At 31.1% G+C, this 17,596-nt stretch carries 20 protein-coding genes; 2 read left to right on the top strand and 18 right to left on the bottom strand.

What is annotated here, in order from left to right; translation table 11 throughout:
* Window positions 1–210: 210 nt before the first annotated feature.
* The 5 genes from GQR94_RS00790 to GQR94_RS00770 form a co-directional block, all read right to left on the bottom strand.
* On the bottom strand, window positions 211–831 hold the full coding sequence (locus GQR94_RS00790; protein ID WP_158973547.1) for a hypothetical protein: 621 nt from the start codon (window positions 829–831) through the stop codon (window positions 211–213).
* 26 nt (window positions 832–857) lie between these two features.
* A complete protein-coding gene (locus GQR94_RS00785; protein ID WP_158973546.1) occupies window positions 858–1,478 on the bottom strand; it encodes a leucine-rich repeat domain-containing protein in 621 nt (206 codons plus the stop codon).
* Window positions 1,479–1,603: 125 nt separating this feature from the next.
* A complete protein-coding gene (locus tag GQR94_RS00780) occupies window positions 1,604–2,413 on the bottom strand; it encodes an RluA family pseudouridine synthase (RefSeq protein WP_158973545.1) in 810 nt (269 codons plus the stop codon).
* Window positions 2,414–2,486: 73 nt separating this feature from the next.
* Complete coding sequence (locus GQR94_RS00775) at window positions 2,487–2,990, bottom strand: hypothetical protein (RefSeq protein ID WP_158973544.1); 504 nt, start codon at window positions 2,988–2,990, stop codon at window positions 2,487–2,489.
* Between the two features lie 110 nt (window positions 2,991–3,100).
* Entirely contained in the window at window positions 3,101–4,003 is a 903-nt protein-coding gene (locus GQR94_RS00770) for a hypothetical protein (RefSeq protein WP_158973543.1), read from the bottom strand.
* Window positions 4,004–4,237: 234 nt separating this feature from the next.
* Between GQR94_RS00770 and GQR94_RS00765 the strand changes: the two genes are divergently transcribed.
* Both GQR94_RS00765 and GQR94_RS00760 read left to right on the top strand, forming a co-directional pair.
* Complete coding sequence (locus GQR94_RS00765; protein WP_158973542.1) at window positions 4,238–5,101, top strand: bestrophin family protein; 864 nt, start codon at window positions 4,238–4,240, stop codon at window positions 5,099–5,101.
* Window positions 5,102–5,231: 130 nt separating this feature from the next.
* Window positions 5,232–5,783, top strand: a complete 552-nt coding sequence (locus GQR94_RS00760; RefSeq protein WP_158973541.1) for a hypothetical protein — start codon at window positions 5,232–5,234, stop codon at window positions 5,781–5,783.
* 82 nt (window positions 5,784–5,865) lie between these two features.
* Here the strand turns inward: GQR94_RS00760 and GQR94_RS00755 are convergent, their stop codons facing one another.
* The 13 genes from GQR94_RS00755 to GQR94_RS00695 form a co-directional block, all read right to left on the bottom strand.
* Window positions 5,866–6,474 carry a putative toxin-antitoxin system toxin component, PIN family gene (locus GQR94_RS00755; RefSeq protein WP_158973540.1) on the bottom strand — a complete coding sequence of 203 codons (609 nt, stop codon included), beginning with the start codon at window positions 6,472–6,474 and terminating at the stop codon, window positions 5,866–5,868.
* A complete protein-coding gene (locus GQR94_RS00750; RefSeq protein WP_158973539.1) occupies window positions 6,471–6,929 on the bottom strand; it encodes a helix-turn-helix domain-containing protein in 459 nt (152 codons plus the stop codon). Before GQR94_RS00750 ends, GQR94_RS00755 begins: the two co-directional genes overlap by 4 nt.
* Window positions 6,930–7,253: 324 nt before the next feature.
* Window positions 7,254–7,709 (bottom strand): DUF416 family protein, encoded by a 456-nt coding sequence (locus GQR94_RS00745; protein WP_158973538.1) that lies wholly within the window; start codon window positions 7,707–7,709, stop codon window positions 7,254–7,256.
* Between the two features lie 197 nt (window positions 7,710–7,906).
* Entirely contained in the window at window positions 7,907–8,623 is a 717-nt protein-coding gene (locus GQR94_RS00740) for a hypothetical protein (protein WP_158973537.1), read from the bottom strand.
* 155 nt (window positions 8,624–8,778) lie between these two features.
* A complete protein-coding gene (locus tag GQR94_RS00735; protein ID WP_158973536.1) occupies window positions 8,779–9,372 on the bottom strand; it encodes a PDZ domain-containing protein in 594 nt (197 codons plus the stop codon).
* Entirely contained in the window at window positions 9,362–9,952 is a 591-nt protein-coding gene (locus GQR94_RS00730; protein WP_158973535.1) for a retropepsin-like aspartic protease, read from the bottom strand. Before GQR94_RS00730 ends, GQR94_RS00735 begins: the two co-directional genes overlap by 11 nt.
* A 216-nt stretch (window positions 9,953–10,168) precedes the next feature.
* The gene (locus GQR94_RS00725) at window positions 10,169–11,416 is read right to left on the bottom strand and encodes a serine hydrolase (RefSeq protein WP_158973534.1); all 1,248 of its coding nucleotides are present in this window, start codon (window positions 11,414–11,416) and stop codon (window positions 10,169–10,171) included.
* 215 nt (window positions 11,417–11,631) lie between these two features.
* The gene (locus GQR94_RS00720) at window positions 11,632–12,339 is read right to left on the bottom strand and encodes a DUF1963 domain-containing protein (RefSeq protein ID WP_158973533.1); all 708 of its coding nucleotides are present in this window, start codon (window positions 12,337–12,339) and stop codon (window positions 11,632–11,634) included.
* 407 nt (window positions 12,340–12,746) lie between these two features.
* A complete protein-coding gene (locus GQR94_RS00715; RefSeq protein WP_158973532.1) occupies window positions 12,747–13,187 on the bottom strand; it encodes a DsrE family protein in 441 nt (146 codons plus the stop codon).
* 90 nt (window positions 13,188–13,277) lie between these two features.
* Window positions 13,278–13,946 (bottom strand): alpha/beta hydrolase, encoded by a 669-nt coding sequence (locus tag GQR94_RS00710; RefSeq protein WP_158973531.1) that lies wholly within the window; start codon window positions 13,944–13,946, stop codon window positions 13,278–13,280.
* Window positions 13,947–14,144: 198 nt separating this feature from the next.
* A complete protein-coding gene (locus GQR94_RS00705; RefSeq protein WP_158973530.1) occupies window positions 14,145–15,407 on the bottom strand; it encodes a hypothetical protein in 1,263 nt (420 codons plus the stop codon).
* 184 nt (window positions 15,408–15,591) lie between these two features.
* The gene (locus GQR94_RS00700) at window positions 15,592–16,110 is read right to left on the bottom strand and encodes a hypothetical protein (protein ID WP_158973529.1); all 519 of its coding nucleotides are present in this window, start codon (window positions 16,108–16,110) and stop codon (window positions 15,592–15,594) included.
* A 325-nt stretch (window positions 16,111–16,435) separates the two neighbouring features.
* Window positions 16,436–17,551 (bottom strand): hypothetical protein, encoded by a 1,116-nt coding sequence (locus tag GQR94_RS00695; RefSeq protein WP_158973528.1) that lies wholly within the window; start codon window positions 17,549–17,551, stop codon window positions 16,436–16,438.
* Window positions 17,552–17,596: the final 45 nt, after the last annotated feature.

Genomic DNA, 17,596 nt, shown 5'->3' with positions numbered 1-17,596 from the left:
AAACCGTTTTTTAGCTGGTAATTACCTCTAATTAATGGGAAGAGCCCATAAAAATAGTTTAAACTTTCTTTTCAAACTTATGACAAAAGAGCCACAACTAATATTATAAGCGCTATAAAAATAGAAAAAATCAGAGGGTATTATCCTCTACGGTAGCCATAGTTATACCTAAATTTCAGTGTGCTGTTGTAGCTTAACTATCTTTTAAAATTAACTCTTCATGAGTTCCATCAAGGCTTTATCTACGTGATGTGTACAAGCAATTTTAATTCTCTTTTCTTCTTTCTCTAAAGTACTTGCAGAAATTTTAGCTTTGTAATCTTGATTAGATACTTTTTTTATCAGCTTATTGTTTTTGAAATAAAAGTGATTCTCTACTGTAGGCAGCGCTTTATCTTTAGGTGACTCTTTCTCTATGACTAGTATGGTCTCCATAGTTTCACTCATGTAGATTTCAAAGTCATTTTTTGTAGTTTCATCTTCGTTTTCTACCGAAATCATTATCGGGATACTTTCTGCAGAATTATAGACTATTAAGTGTTCATTACCATGAACTAATTCAAGTTTAAAACTAGGATTTTCCTCCCAAAATGAATAATCTATCTGTTCGTAGATTTTAATGATGGCATTAATTTCTGGAGAAGCTTCATTTCTGTAAGAAAAATTGTTTAGGGGCACGGGCACTTCAAGTGCAGCTAGTTTTTCTAGTGCCTTATCTCTTTTATTCAGTTCTTCCTGTACAGATTTTAGTGGCGTGTTTTGTTTTGGTACTTGATCATTACATGAAAATGCTAATGCAAGGCATGATAATAGTAGGGTTTTTTTAATCATTTGTAAATCAATTTGGGGTGTGATTCTTAGTGGATTATTTCTAGGTTGGTGTTTGCTTTTAAGGTTTCAATTTTGGCAGTAGTAATAGGGTTGTTGCTTAGAATAATTGTGGTTAAACTGTCCATTTTCGATAGTTGAGATAGGTCTATATCAGTAATGTTATTATAGGTGAAGTCCATCCGCTTTAGGTTTTTCATCTTCCAGACAATTTCAGGAATCTGGTTGAGGTAATTATTACTGAAATCTGCCGAAACATAGTCTTCTAATTTTTCTTCTCCAGTAACCCTCAGAGTAGTTTCTAATTGTTTTAAGGTACTCGTTGTGCTGGAGGTCATAGTATAGTCTCCTGTATTAATTGTTTTAGAAACTAAAGTAAATTGGTCTGTTTTGTTATTGTATTCGTTTCCTAGGTTGGGTTTTACATAAAATTGAAACAAAATGAAGAACCCGAAAATAATAAGTCCTATTCCTAAAAAGCCATAAAAAACTCGAGCGCCATCAACCCCTAAGACATTTTGAATAATTCTGTGTTTTAGTTTTCGATGCGAATAGTCTTTATGCTTATTTTTAATGGAGGCATAGACCGTATAGCTCCCGGCTAACAGGGCAATTATGGCGAGTAAGAGCAGTACGGTTTTCGGTTCCATAAATTATGTGTTTTAACGCAATGACACCAAATGATTGGACGTTATTCGTCTTCGCAAATAAGGTGTTCCTATTTGATGATCTATAATTTTAACGCAAAACTTCGTATTAAATTCTATACAAGACACTATTTAGTCGCAGTATCCACTGGAAATAATTTCCTGAATCGCTCTGGGAAATTAGCTGTTAAGCTCATTTCTTTTTCCGTAAACGGATGAATGAACTGCAAGGAGTAGGCGTGTAGGTACATGCCTTTACCATTCAAAATTAAGGATGCTGTGCCATATTCTTTATCTCCTAAAATGGGGTTTCCAATACTAGCAAGATGTTTGCGCAATTGATGCCTTCGTCCGGTTTTAGGATCTAACTGTACTAAATTAAGCATACCAAAGCGTTCAGAAGGCGCGGATGCTATCACGGAGTATGTAGAGCAAGATGGTTTGTCATCTATTGTAGTGCTTATTTCTCCTTCCGCATTCATAGTGCCTATGGTTACGGCATAATAGGTTTTAGCTACTTCTTTATCTTCAAACATTTTGTTTAAAGCACGGATGCTACTGCTTGTTTTTCCGGCTAATAAAATACCGGTGGTGGCATAATCTAAGCGGTGAACCGGTTGTGGTTTTGTAGCATCAGGGAGGGCGCTAGGACTAAGATTTTGCACCAGTGCATTCGCAATGGTTTTAAAGCTATTGCCACTCACTAAAATACCTGCTGGTTTGTAAATAATGGCCAAATAATCATCTTCAAACAGGACCTTTAATGGAAAAATTAATGTTTTGCTCGCAGTAGTTTCTTCAGGAATGAATAATTCTATACGCTCGCCGCCATGAATAAAGGTAGCGGTAGTTGCTACGGTACCATTAATAGTAATGTACTTTTTTTTGATCGCTTTTTTTAAGGCAGATTTGGTCAAGGCAGCACTAAATATTCCCACGCCATATTCTTGAAACCGAATAGGAGTAGGGCGTGGCGGGACGATATGGATTTCTGTTGGTTTGATAATTTAGTTAACCGTTAGATTCATTTACTTTATAGACATAATTTCTAATGCTATTTACACAGCAAATTGCCAATATAAGATCAGCAAAAGTATCGTTTTTAACATCAATTTCTGTTGTTCTAATCCTTCCGATAAAATTGGAATTGCAAGATAGCATTAATCCGAAACCATTAGGGCTTAAACGTAATTTAAGATTCTTGTGTGCATAGTATGATTTATCGGAGGTAGCTATACATTTTATGGGATTGATAAATCTCCAATACTCCTCTTTTTCAGTATCGATAATATCAAAATCTAAATAATTATTTCCTTGTAGGGTGATTTTTTTATGGTGAAAGTCTAGCACAAATAACTTTTCTTTTATGTTCTGCTTTGAAATGTTCAGAGAAGCTATTTCCTTATTAAAATCATTGGTAATTTCAATTCGTTTCAAATTTCTAAGAAAGACATTTCTATATACCAATTTAAGCTTAAAATGATGTAAATCGTTCAATGCTATAATATTTGACATCGTAGGGTATTATATAAATTGAGAACGTTTTTAAGTTTAATTAAAGGAGGTAAAGCAGTCTTTCTAATCAATTTCAGAATTGTAAACTAAAAACAAAAGCAGATTACAGTTTAGGAATTAGGTTCATCTAGAGCCAAATTTTCGTCATCAAGTACCATTTCATGCGCTACGTTTTCGTGTAATTCCTTTAATAATGAATACGTAAAAGCCATATTATTTTCTTTGCTGCGTCTTGCCCAAAAACAGTAGGTATTAATAAGTCTACTATCTACAGTAGACCTAGTGTTTTCATAGTACGTGGTGTAGTTTTCGTCACTTAAAACCGCTCTAATTTCATCAGTAGTTTTTTCTGAAATCGCATTTAGAAAGTCTCCATTACTTTCTTCATAATAATATACATCATTAGCCTTTTCGGCTATTTTATATATAGTAGCTAAAAAATCTTTATCATCTTTTATATCTTCATACGATAATAATAGACCTTTAACTGCGGCATAGGCGCCAGAAGCTTTATACAGGTTATTTTTTCTTAATAAAGAATATGCCATTTCTTTTAGTTCTGGAGTACACAACTTTTCTAACGATTCAGGACTTCTATCAATTTTAGAAACCATATGAACTACAAAACTTGATTCCGAATCAAAGATATCTAGGACATCATGAGAGGCAGGGTAGAGTACGCTACTATTTTCAATACCTCTATAGACGTCATACTCTTTTAGATTAAAGTCATCAAAAAAATATTGAACTAGCTTTCTATTGTTTAAAGAAAACCAGGACGTGCCTTCCAAAAGAAATAAAAGCTTATCCTTATCCAGATAATAGGTCTCTCGTTCATTCTTGAAATAATCTTGAAATCCAATCAAACCTTGATTAAAATTCTTTAAGGAATCTATTAGTATTTGTTGGTCTTTGGTTTCTAGTTTTAGTTTAGCTATTTCGTCTTTAGTTGCTTTAGACTGACAAGAGAGTAGGAAGACAACGAATAAAGCAATACTTATTTTTTTTATCATTTTGGGGGACTATTAGAGTTATGTGGTTCTGGGCCACAAGGATCTCCTAATGTAAACGTAATTTAGAAAAAAATAGTATATGATGCATTTTAGCGCTTCCAAAGTTACAGCTTAATCAGATGTTTAGCATTTAGAACTCAGCTTTGGTAATTTGAAGCCTGTTATTTTATTTAATTTATATACCATATCGTTTTAACATTCTCTAATTTTACCGCTCAACATATTTAAGGCTTCATGATACAATACAACCCCAAAGATTGGATAACATTTATTTTTAGATTTCACAAATCAGATACCTTTAGAAAACTCATCCCTATGATGATTTTTATTGGCTTTTATACGTATGGAGTTGGGTATTTAGAATTAGAATACTGGAAATTGTCCAGTAAAAACCATTTGTCCAATATAACCGTGATGCATAGTATGTTGGGGTTCGTGATATCTTTATTGTTAGTATTTAGAACCAATACGGCCTATGACCGTTGGTGGGAAGGCAGAAAATTATGGGGAGCCTTAGTGAATAATAGTAGAAATTTAGCGCTTAAATTAAGTGTAATTTTAAAGAATGACCAAGACCGGTTTTATTTTAAACGTACCATACCTAGTTATGCCGCTATCTTAGTAAAACATTTAACCAACAAAGAAACGGGCTTACAGCTTTATGATGATTTAGACCTAGAAATAGATCACCACAAACACCGCCCTAACCAAGTGGCGAAAATGATTTACCAGCGCGTGTATGATTTGTACGAGCAGAAAGTAATTACGGGCGACCAGCTTATTGTTTTAAATAGCGAAGTACAATCGTTTACGGATATCTGTGGCGCATGTGAGCGTATTAAAAACACCCCTATCCCGTATTCGTACAGTGCCTTTATTAAAAAGTTTATCTTTTTCTATGTGATGACCTTGCCTTTTGGTTATGTATTTAGTTTAGGGTATTACGCCATTCCGGTGGTTATTTTTGTGTTTTATGTATTGGCGAGTTTAGAATTAATTGCAGAAGAAATTGAAGACCCCTTCGGGTTTGATGCCAATGATTTACCGATTAAAAAAATAGCGGAGAATATTGAAAAACACGTCGGTGAGGTGCTTTAAAGAGCCTATGCCACATTTAGTATTTTTATAAACTTGTTTTTAACGGTGTCGTCATATTTCTCCATATAGTTTAGTCTGGATAACTAGTACTAAAGAGTATGGAAATCGTATGTTGACTAAAAAAGATATAATGAAAACGTATACAATCACAGATCAAAGGAAAATTAAGGAATTAGCTAAAAAAACGAAAAAAGTCACGATTATTTCTACAGGAATTATATTGACTTTGATTATAGGTTTTACCGTTTTTTTATTCTCAGAAGACGGAGCGAAAATCCCTGTGATTCCCTTAATTTTAGTAGTCTTATTATTTGCGGTGCTTTTTTCTCTATTAGTAAAACAAATAAATGATATGTTGTTTAAATTAAGCAAACATAGATTTGTTACCATCGGCGATGAAGCAATTACCATAGGTACAAGTGCAAGGTTTATGGAGGAGCTTAATTATGTGCAAAAGTATTTTTACAATCGGGTAAACCGTTTTGGTACGCATGATGATAAAACCTTTTATGCGCGTAAAATTAAATCGATCAATCAAACAAGGAAAGGACTTCGGTTTAAGGTTTCTGGTTTAATAGGCGATGTGGTAACCATACCCAATGAAATAGATAAGCTTCACGAAATTAAGCAAGAAATTAATAAGATGATGTATGCTTCCAATAATGCATTGAAAATAAAATAGCTTTGTTCTACTTAATAACCTTTTTTTATTGTAAAATTTGGAAGAACATATGATGAAACCTACGTTTCTATATTGTCTAAGATTAAAGAAGAATTTTCTTGTTTTTAGATTCAGTTCTTGGTTGGCAGTTGTTTTTTAATTTTTCTATACTTTTCTTTAATCCGCAATTTTCTAATGTGTTTAAAACCTCATCTATTGTCTTCCTTGGGTTTTTAAGTCTTTTTACCATTTTGCTAAAAGCTTTACAGGCTAGTTTGGGGTTGATATCAATTAAATTCGAAATCAGCTCGTCAGGATTTTGTATTTCTATATCATATTTTGATAGTTCTTTCTTAGGAAAATCCTTTATGTTAAATGTAACTATTAAATCAGCATTACATCTTATAGCACAAGCCACTACGTGTCTGTCATCTTTATCTTTGAGTTTAATACTTGGTATTAGGTCTTCAAAGTTTTCAACGTTGGCATCAGGAAAAGCTTGATTCATAGCTTTAATAGTTTGATTTAATTGTGCTTTTTTCAAATCTGCCCGATTTTTCAAAAGATTTCGTAGCCACTCATCCTGAATTATATCAGACCATTTCGCTTTAAACAAACCCTCTGCTGCGAGAGATAATAAGATATCTCTAATTGGCGCTGGATATAAAACACAGGCATCTAATACAACAGTAAATCTAGGTGAATGTATCATTCGTAACCAAGGTTTAAATCTTGCGCTTGATTGGATAAGAAATCAAGTTGAGCCTCTCTTTGTTTAGCGAGTTGTTCTTTATATTCCATAATATCATTTAATAAAATTCTTCTATGACTACCTACTTTATTAAAGGGGATTTTTTTAGCTTCAAGAAGTTTTATTAAATGAGGTCTTGATACATTCAACATATCAGCAGCTTGTTGTGTACTTACTTCCGAATTAGAAGGGACAATTGAAATTGTTTTTCCTTCAGCCATATTTTGAATTATTGCAGAAAGTAATGTCAGAGCCTTTTTAGGGATAGTAATAAATTCTCCGGTCTCTTGTATTTTTATTTTAACCCCTTTTTTACGAGAAGATTTTATTCTTTGTGATACAACTTGAAAACCTTGTAAAGATTTTAATGCAATCTTTTGGTCATCTTTTGTAGTTCTTCTGATTAAAGGTTCCATAATAATTAATTTAATCAAAATTAATCGAAATAAACGAAATAAACAAAATATTCGAAATGTTTTTAATAACTGCTAACGCTTGAGCTAAGCGAAGGGAGGGGGGAAGGAAACTTTTCGATATAGTCTTAATACGAAGCTAAAGCTTTTTGTTTTGATTTATTTTTATTTTCCAGAGCAAAAGCGGAAAGATTTTGCGGACATAGTAAATATACGCAAAACATTAAATTAAATACCATACCTCGTATTACTTCATTGGTATTGTTAGGCAACGTATTTTGTTTTTTCTAACTGCTGTTTTGACCCCTATAAAACAAGAGTAATCTTTTAAATTTCGTTTTCAACTTCAGCGTCAGAGAGTTTAGTATTAAATTCGCCTGCTTTAAAGAAAGCCGAATCATAACTAAAACTCCCGATGTCCGTTATTCGTTCAGTTTTGTTGTCCAGAATAAAATTTAACGTTTCACTCATAGCGTTGGCAGAGTTCAAAGCTAAAGAACCACTAACTTCTTCAAAATCCTCCATATCAGGTGTGATTTCTTCAATTCTAGATATCAGTCTTTCAACTGTCTTTACATCGGAGTCAAGTCCATTTGCGTTCTGCTTACACAAGATGAGTCCATCTGTGAGTAAATCTAAGTCTCCCCATTTACATTCATTGTAGAAAGTTTTATAATCAGGTAGAAGTTTTTCACAAATTTTAATAGCAAAATCTAATCTATGTTCTGAAGAAAGAACAACTATATTTTTTATTAGTTGTTCACGGTATTCTGTCCAGTTCATTTAGTTTGTTGATATGTTGCCTAACATTAAATATAAGAAATCGTAGGGCAGGTGATAAGCACTCTCGTTTCGGTTTGTTATTAGCTAAATATAAATATTTTGAGTTTACCTTTTCCTTTATAAACGCCAAATTTTATCTTTAGCGGCCTTTGTTAATATTCACGGACCTTTCGGCGAGCACAAACGCCCTATGTTTTTTATACCGCGTTGTAGGGCGTGTTTATTTTTTTTATTTTTTTTAGTCTTTTCAAAAAGAATCCTTTTTTAAATTCCCAACCATATTCTATCACTTCATTTAATTTTAAATAAGTCAAAATCAGATTTGAACCGTCATTTTTAAGTATTCTAGCCTGGTTATCAAAGTATTCTTTTGTGTTAATTTGAATTTTATTGAGCTCAGGAATTATTTCATTAAAACTGTTTTTTGCATCTATATCAAATTCAATAGGGTACTTAAAATCAAAAGGGACGTCAGGAGTGTTTTTACAAATTAGGTCACCGTACATATGTCTAAATCCATAACCAAAGAACCATTTATTTTGTTCTATTAAATCATCTTTTTTGTAAAATTCAGGGTTTTTTCCAGTTTTTCTACCCCAAAAGAATTCAAAATCTCCTAAAAATTCAGTTTCAAATCTAATTCTTGCATAATTAAAGTCAATTTTATCAAGTAAATATTCAAATTTTAAAATGAATTCAGACCAATCATTTCCACCACTTAAATTTTTATAAGTAGTCCCAAAAGTTGTTATTGGATTCTCGTAATAATATGGGGATTCAATTGATTTAGTGTTAAACATCTCAGCTCTTATCCAAGGATAATTTTCGTCAGGTTTCATATCTAATATGGTTTTATGAAATGATTTAACATCATTCAATTTAATCATTCCATAAACTATTGAAATATGTCCCATTTTGTTTTTTATGCCCTATAACAGTCTTGTGTATGAATAGTTGCGATTTTTAAAACGCAATTTTCCAATGTTTAAGGTTCGTATTTTTATATTTTATACACATTCTATATTGTTGAATTTAGCAATTTTTTATATGAATTGCTGGTAATAGTTTTTCAATTTATTAAAGTCTCTTTTTCCAGCTGTAAGGATTGTTTATTTCCGTTTCTTGAAAAAAGAATATTCATTGAGTCCATTTCCTTGATAGGATTATTAAATAAAATATTACAAGCATCTTTCGATATCAATTCTGAAAAATTCAAATCATTAACGCTTACTATTTCATCGCCCAATTGAACTCCTTTTTTTTCAGCGTTAGAATTTTTATACACGAGAGAGACAATTGCTTTTTGGTCAATTATACCAGTTTGAAAACCAAAATTTTCCAATACTGTATTACTGTATTCTTTTTGCTTTATCATATATATGTTATTCTCATCATAGCTTATGATAATTTTGAAATTTTTAAAGAATTTATTGCCAATTTTTGGAAAGTTTTCGTCAAAGGTCACAATCTGATTTTGCAGTTGTAAATCACCTATTTCAATAGAATTTACTTTTGAATCTACATAGTTTTTGTTTTCGCCTTTACCATATATTGCAGTAGAAGCCTTACCATAATATTCAACACTTTTATTGGTGTCAAGAACATTTGAGTAAAAATCCAATGGTAATTTAATTCCACCATTAGAGCCAGTGTCAAATTTCACACCTTTTCTTTTTATTTACTTTAACATCTATATTAGGCGAATAATATCCTTTTTTTTCATTTGTTTTGAACTTAATAATATCAGCGCTTTCGGGAATTTTAAAATTATCAATATTGTCAGTGAGGCGAATTACCCTTTTTTCATAATCTATTTCCCAAATGGCATTCTTGATTAAATTATTTCCAATTACTCCATCTAAATTTAGACAACCAATTTCGAAACCAGCGCTTAAATCAGTTGTAAGGGTTTCAATTTTTTTAAAACTAATTCCTCCAACAATAATTTCATTAACTATAACATAACTTTCCTGTTTTTTGTTACCATTAACATCCATTCCCATTGCAGTACGAATACTTTCTAATTTAAGCTCTTTAGTTATGTTTTCTGAAAGAACAGTTGGCATTCCTGTATCAAATAGGAAGTTGTATTCTATATCATTAATTGAGGCTTTAATAATTGGTACTCCGTAATCAAAATTGAACGGAATCTCTTTAATATAGTTAGTTTTTAACAATTCATTTCTTGGAGTAAAACTAGATAAAACAAAAAATAATAGTAGATAAGTAAGTAATTTATTCATATGTTTTTTGGTTTCTTTTAAATTATTTCCAACAGCTCGTATATCAAAAGTAGCGCTCAAATAACTGATTACTTTTCGGATTAAACAAAAATCGGATTTTTAAATTTATTATTTATTTTATTTTTGGGAAATCGTCAAATTTAAAAATTTGGCTACTTCCTAAAATGCTTAAACCTTAATGTTTGCAAAGACTTGCGCTATTTTTTATATACACGGTTACCTGCTGGCTTTTCCATTGCTTAATTCCGTTTCGTAGTCGTTTAAGGATTTCCAAATTGATTGTATTTCTGGCCACACATTATCGGTAAAATTCGTGTCCGTATTTACAATTAATATCTTTCCAATTTCTGTTTTAGGATTGAAATACATAGCTGTCATTACTCCTGGGTCAGAACCATTATGACCAATCAGTTCTTCCTTCACACCCAAGAATTCATCTCTAAACTCCATAAAGATTCCAAATTCTCCGTCAGTTTCTTCACGCGAAAATTTTTGTTTTTCAAACAATTTATCATAACTGTCCTTTTTTAGCAAAACTCCTTTGCCTTTGTAACCCTTAATTAATTCAGATAAGAATAATCCCAAATCTTCACTTGATGTAATAAATCCACCATCAGCATAAGTAATTAGTGAATAATCGGCTATCATCATTTCCTTGTTCGCAAACAATTTAGAACGTTTTGCGATGTCGATATCTTCTGATGACCAACCAGAAGCTAGCATATTTAATGGGTTTAGTATGTTGTCCTTTGTAAAGGACTGATAATTCTGTCCAGTTGCAGATTCTATTATTTGTGCACAAAGAGCAGCAGCAATATTTGAATATTCCCTATGTTCTCCCGGTTTTGTGTCAGAAAATGTGTCTTTAGTGTACCACTTTCCGTTTTCAGTCAGGCTATTTTGAATAAACTCTAACAATGAAATCTTTGTTTCGGGTTTGTTAAAGTAATCAAATACTCCTTCATTATCTGCGTGTTCAGATTTTTCTAAAACATATGATTTTCCGTAAATCTCGTCTAGGTCAATTATTGAAGATGTATGATATGCCAGATGCTTAATTAAAATTGGATTTTCAGGATAATTTGGATTGATAATTTCAAAAGGCAAATATTTATTGATAGGGTCATTAATATTTAATTTTCCCAATTCTTGTGCTTTTAAAATGGAAATCCCTAAAAGTGTTTTTGATATTGAGGCAATGTTTTGAATTGTACTTGATTTGTAAGAATTATGTCCCTCAATATCTGTAAATCCAAATCCTTTATCATAAATTAATCCATTTTCGCCTACCACAGATACTGAAAACCCGATAATTGCATCTTTATCGTAAGCTAGTTGCAAGTTGTTAGTCAATGTATCGTTTATTGCAGTATTATTTTTTTCGGTCGTGTTTTTGGTCTCATTTTTCTGTTTACACGAAAATATAATTGTAAAAAGGAAGATTATTAAAAATAGCTTTTTCATTTTTGGGTTGACTGTTTGATTTCTTATTATTTTTTTCAGCTTGCAAGTAACTTATATATATAGTTAATTACTCCTAATATACTCCCTATAAAAGTAATTGCTATTTTTTATAGTTGTCCGCGGTTTTCCACATGGAGCGTAAGAAATTGGTTATTTTTCTAAGAGTTGTTTATTTTTACGGTTGTCGTGCAGCTTTTTTAGTGTTCATTTTTTCATTAATAAAAATCATAATAAATACTCCATTCTTCGGTTTCCTTGTTTTTTGCAAACATAAAACTACCACTGTCTACCACATTTAAATTAGCTTTTCCGTCAGAAGAGATTTGAAAAACAAATTCAAAACCTTCACCAAAACCATCAGAATCGCCAATTCCAGGTTGGCAAAAAGAAGGATAACCACCTATTTTATGTTCGTAAGTGTGTTCAGTTATATCATAATAACAATCGATAAAACCGTCATTTTCCAATTTGATTATTTCATCTTCCAATTTTCTTGATAGTCCACCACCATCCCAAATGGGGAAATCTTTTTCAATAAATTGAGGTTTTAACGGAAATGGTTTTAAAAAAGATTCAGGGTTCTTTAAATCTTTAATTTTTATTCCTTCTAGCGTCTTATATTCTCTTAGTAACCAATTATCTCCCATTTTTTCAAGACAGTCGGGAAATTCCTTAGATATAAATACCGTAATTAATTTTGTGTCTTGAATATTTTTATGAATTAAAGGAAGATTTTGGATGTGAAATTGTCCCAATGGAATCATTAAATCACCATTTTTATCAGTCGGGATATCCTCATCTTCATAAAAAGCAAAAACGCGTCCAATCCAACTTTCTTCAATCGTGTTTTCAGGTCTAAATCCACCAGTAGTAAACTTCGTTATCGGTTTTGCTATCTTATTTTGAATTTCCTCTAGTGTCATTTTTTCGTAATTACTGGCAATATATGGATAAACGTATTGGTACGTTTATCCACACTTTATGTATACTAATCTATTGGATTTGTTTTTGATTTAAATGTAGGCATACCACGCGGTGAATATTCTAAGTTCAAGGCTATTAAATGATTGTATCTTAAATAAGAAATCCCATTCTTTTATTTAGACTCTAACTATACTTATTTTTCGATTCTAATCAATGTATCTTTTTACATTATTTTGAGAAATATAATTGGACAGAATTTTCAAAACAGCCTCCATTGCTATCGAATGAAACCAAACTAGAAGTTAAAATCAATCCGATACCTACCGTATTATTTTCTTTTTAGATTCTAGCACTAGGAGTAAAACCATTGTTAATGCCGCAGGGTAAATACAAAAAAAGGTTCTTACTAGTACGTTAAAGTGTTGTACCCATTTGCTTGTAATTGAAGCATCCGTACTGAGGCCGTTGAGGTAACATTGAGACCTTCAAAAAGCATCTCTTCTGATACTCCTAATTTTTCCATGGCGACGCTGCATACGCTTACCTTAACTTTTCCCTTATATTTTTGAAACAATTCTTCTAATTCAGAATCTTTTACCAATTGGGTAACAACCTTACCTTTGACCACAATCTCATAATCTTCGATTAAGACACCATTTTCAATGAGCAAATCATACATACTTAATACCCCCTTAAAATGCTTTTCTGTAGTAAGGATAAAAGCATATTTAGGTGTCTTTTGTAAATCTGTAATAGCTTGTGGGTCTAATTTTTTCTGACCATGGGCTACTTTAACAGTAGCAGCCATTACCATGATGATGAATAGGGTTCTAAAAATATTGCTCATGATTTCTTTTTTAAGTACATGTTAGTTTATCTAAAAATACAGAATTAAATTACCTTTCTTTAGCTAGGAGAAATATTATAACACAGCATTTTACGTTTCCATTGGGGCGTCTACGCGATTGTAGTACGTTTTTATTCGATCGTTTATTATATCACTTACTTCTTTTGCTTTATCAACTATCATAAAATGCGCTCCATTTTCAACTAAAATTGTGTTTTCTCCTTTTGGTGGAAGTAATTTATCTTTCGTCCCGCCTATTTTAATCAAATTATTCAGTCGCGATTCGTTACTCCAATTCATTAATTCTCTAATTGCCCATTTTGTAAAATTCAAATCTGTATCGTCTAAAATTGAGTTCAACAATTCTTTGTTTTCAGTTCCGAACATAAAATGAGCAGCTGCCTTTGGTGGATTTAATAATTTTTCAGGAATTAGGTCAATCAATTTAGATTTTCCAGCAAGCTTAATAATTCCACTTAATTCGGTTCTTGTTTCTACAGACGATATTAAAATGGTGAGTTTGGGCTTTGTTAGTTTGCTTATTTCTGTTGCAATTAATCCTCCGAAACTTACTCCTAGAATACCAAACTCTGCTTCATTTCCAATTTCATATTCTTCAATCAACCGTTTTGAATACCCAATCAGAGTTTCATTCTTCTTTGGCTTAATCCAATCAACTGGAATTAATTCGTGTTCAAGAGTTAAATATCTAAACACTCTTTTATCAGCACCAAGTCCACTAATTCCATATATTTTCATTCAGTTCTGAAGTTGTTTTAAATGTTCGTTAAAGGACATGGTTTACAGAAGTTAAATATAAGAAACGTAGGCTAGGAGATAAGCACATTCGTTTTGGTTTATTATTTGGCGGACTTTGTAAGCAAGTACAAACCTTTTTGAAAGCCTTAGCCCTATGTTTTTTATACACTGCTGTAAGCCGTTTTTCTATGTTTTGTTTCAGTTCAATAATTCATTTAGCCCTTCTTTGTCAAATAAAATTCGCCCAACTTTAATGTCCGACCAACCTTTTTTAAGTTTATAAGTAAAGGTTGGTTTGTCCTCTATAAGTTCGCAATCTATGTAATAATTTGATATTTGGTTACTAGAAACATTTTTCAATTCTTGAATGTGAGTTGATATAAAAAAATATGAATTTTTAAATTTACTCAGACCATTTATGGTTGTTTGGCAAATTTCGTACGCATCTTCTACATTTGTACCACTAAATAGTTCATCGAAAATCGCAAAACATTGTTTTCCATTTGAAGCGTTTTGAACAACATTTTTTAGATTCATTATTTCTGTCATAAAATGACTGTAACCATTTAGAATATCATCACGTCTATTGATTTGTATAGAAAAGTGATTACAAAACGGAATTTCTCCAAAAGATGCAGGTATTCCGATTCCTAAATGTCCAAAATATATGCAAATACCAACAGCTTTCAGAAAAGTTGACTTACCTGACATATTAGGTCCGTTTAATAAAATTACGTTGCTCTCGGTCTCAAAATCGTTCTTTACAGGTTTATTGATTAATGGATGATAAAAGTCCTTTAATTTAATGTGTTTCTTGTCAAAATTTGGAAATTTAAAATTATTTTTATTAATTCCTAAATTGATTGATAGATAAGCCTCAAACAGAAATAAATTTTCCCAAAAAGGCGCTATCAATTCCTTTTCTTTCAGGTCATTAATTTTTTCAGTTAACTCTATTACATGTTTATCTTTTAGCCTGTCTTCTCTAATAATATGTTCGTATTTGTGAAGTTCGAAATTTGATAGAAATTGTAAAATCTGGTTTATTTTAGAGCTATATTCTTTTGGGAATTGTTCTAAATCTAGTCTTAAAAAATATTTTGATTGTAGACGATGAAAAAATAAGACTAATTGATTGAATCTACTTATGTATCTAGTTTTTTCTTGTTTAGAGGCAAATAATTTGTACTTAAGTTTCTTTTGCGATAAGTCTTCTATTTTTTCTTCGTCGAGAAAATAATATACTTCATTTAAGTATAATACAGTATAGGAGTAATCTTTTAAAACCTTATTGTTTGCAGTAAAACCTTTTAATATGTTTTGACGTTTGATAATCTCGTTCGTCGATTGTAAAGGTGTTTCTAAAATTTTAAGAATTTTATTCTTAGCGAACTTATTCAGAGAATGGTCGAACAATGGCAAAAGTTCTTTTTCTATATTTAAGTCTTTTAAATTGTTCATTCTATTGTTGGTAGGATGTTTATCATAGTCGCATTTAACGTTCAGTATAAGAAACGTAGGCTAGGAGATAAGCACTTTCGTTTCGGTTTATTACTTAGCTAAATATAAATATTTTGCTACATTACAAATATACATAGACCTTTAGATTTAGTACAAACGCCCTATGTTTTTTATACCTTATTACCTATAATATTTTTAATTTTTCTGCTATTTCAAGTTCCCATTTTTTATTATCTTTAAATTTTTCATTTAATTCTTCAACGGATAAATCCCTAAGATTAAACAATTCAGAAGATTTTTCGAAACCTATTTTGTTCCCAATCTCAATAAATCTATTTTCACTTATTTCATCTTCTAGATATTGGTCAAATAGGTCAATCATAATACTTAGTAGTAGCAAATTCCAATTTTGTCCATAATCAAAATAAATTTCATCATTTTCAAGTTCAAATTTGACTATTTTGCTCATATTATTATTCTCAAATAATGCATAAAACGTCTCACCAGAATCGAAAATTGGTGTAATCTCAAAACCAGAAAATATTTTATAATCCATTGTAGGGAAATAGAAATAAGCTCCTTTAGGGTCTTCAACCAAAAATTCTAATTCATCAATGTTTCCAATGTTAGATAAAAATTGTTTTGAAATTCCAAAGCTTATCAATCTTTCATTTCTTTCTTCTCTAGATATCAGTTTTTTCATATTGTAGGTAACTTAAAAATATAGCAGGTACTCCCTACAAAAGTAATTGCTATTTTTTATAGTTGTCTGCGGTTTTCCACATGGAGCGTAAGAAATTGGCTATTTTTTTAAGAGTTGTTTGTTTTTACCGTTTTACTACAGCTTTTTTAGTGTTTATTTTTAGTACGTAAAGTAAACTAAGTAGCATTATACACCTCGAAATTACTTTTTAGCATCAAAATTACATCAAATATAAAGCCTGCAATGTACGGTAGGTATTTTAGAAGGCCAACAACACCATTATGGTTGAAAATAAAGAATAGTACTATGTCTTAAAATCTAATTTTCATTCCATAATATTTGAAGTTTTGTCTTCTACTAAGGCATCTTTTTTTATCAGTTGAAAAAACACTTTTTCATCACCACGTTGAAAGGACCAAAATAATAACGTACTCATAATTACTATCATTGCTACACCGTAAAAGTTACAGAGTAGCAGTATTAAAAAGACAGAAATGTAGAGCAGAAATTCATACCTGAATTTAGTTTTCATAGTAACTTTTATCACATGATTTTTTTGTTCCAATTCTACATAGGCTATATAAGGTTTAAATAGCCCTTGATTTATAAACTTACCTAAAGAGAAGTTAAATAGGTTTAATGGGGTGGAGTCAATTGTTAAGCTGCTTTTATTGACTTGTATAATTTCATAATGTTTATGATGGATTAATCTTTCTAGAAACTCATCTTTGGTCATCTTAATTTCAAAATCATCTTGCAGTATTAATCTAGAATGGAAGTTATTGCTTAATCTTTCAGTTTCTTCATCAATGCCTTCAAATTTTTCTATTTCATTAAATATTGGTTTTGTTAGAAAAACAGAAAGTTTCTGGGCTACTTCCATGACATTTTCACGTTTTTTAAAAGTTGCTATAGTATACCTTTTATAATTTTTCATAACAACATTTAACTGAAAATAGGTAAAAAGACCTTTTATACTTCCTGATGCTCCGCTAGGAACCTTTTGATGTTTTTGATAGCCTATAATTTGTATGCCTATAATTTTTTTAATTTTTTTCTCTTTCCTTGAGAAATCAATACTACTCAATTTAAATTTCCCATTATTTTTATTAAAGTATCGTTTGGTGCTATGATCTGTATAAGCGAACAAAAAAGTAATAGATAGTAGCAAACTTATACAAATGTAAATCACATAAAACCAGAAAGAGTTTGACATCTTCAAGTCTTCTATAAAAAGGTCATAAAAAAGTACACCCCATACCCCAAGCAACAATAGTTTAAAGCATAAAATAAGAATCTTAATACCTATTGTTGGTTTTAAATACGCAACTCCTTGCTCCTCTATATAATGAGTATTACCATCACTAACCCTTAGTGGTTGTTTATCTATAGTGGGTGTGTCTTGGGATTTTACTTTTTTGCTTGTTGAAGTACTGAACATATAAGAAACGTAGGGATGGTGTTAAATTAGAGGTTATAAATGTCA

The sequence above is a fragment of the Cellulophaga sp. L1A9 genome, assembly GCF_009797025.1.
In the GTDB taxonomy this organism is placed as follows: Bacteria; Bacteroidota; Bacteroidia; order Flavobacteriales; family Flavobacteriaceae; genus Cellulophaga.
Note: the sequence above shows the minus strand (reverse complement) of the source record. Positions and strands in the feature narration are given on the sequence as shown.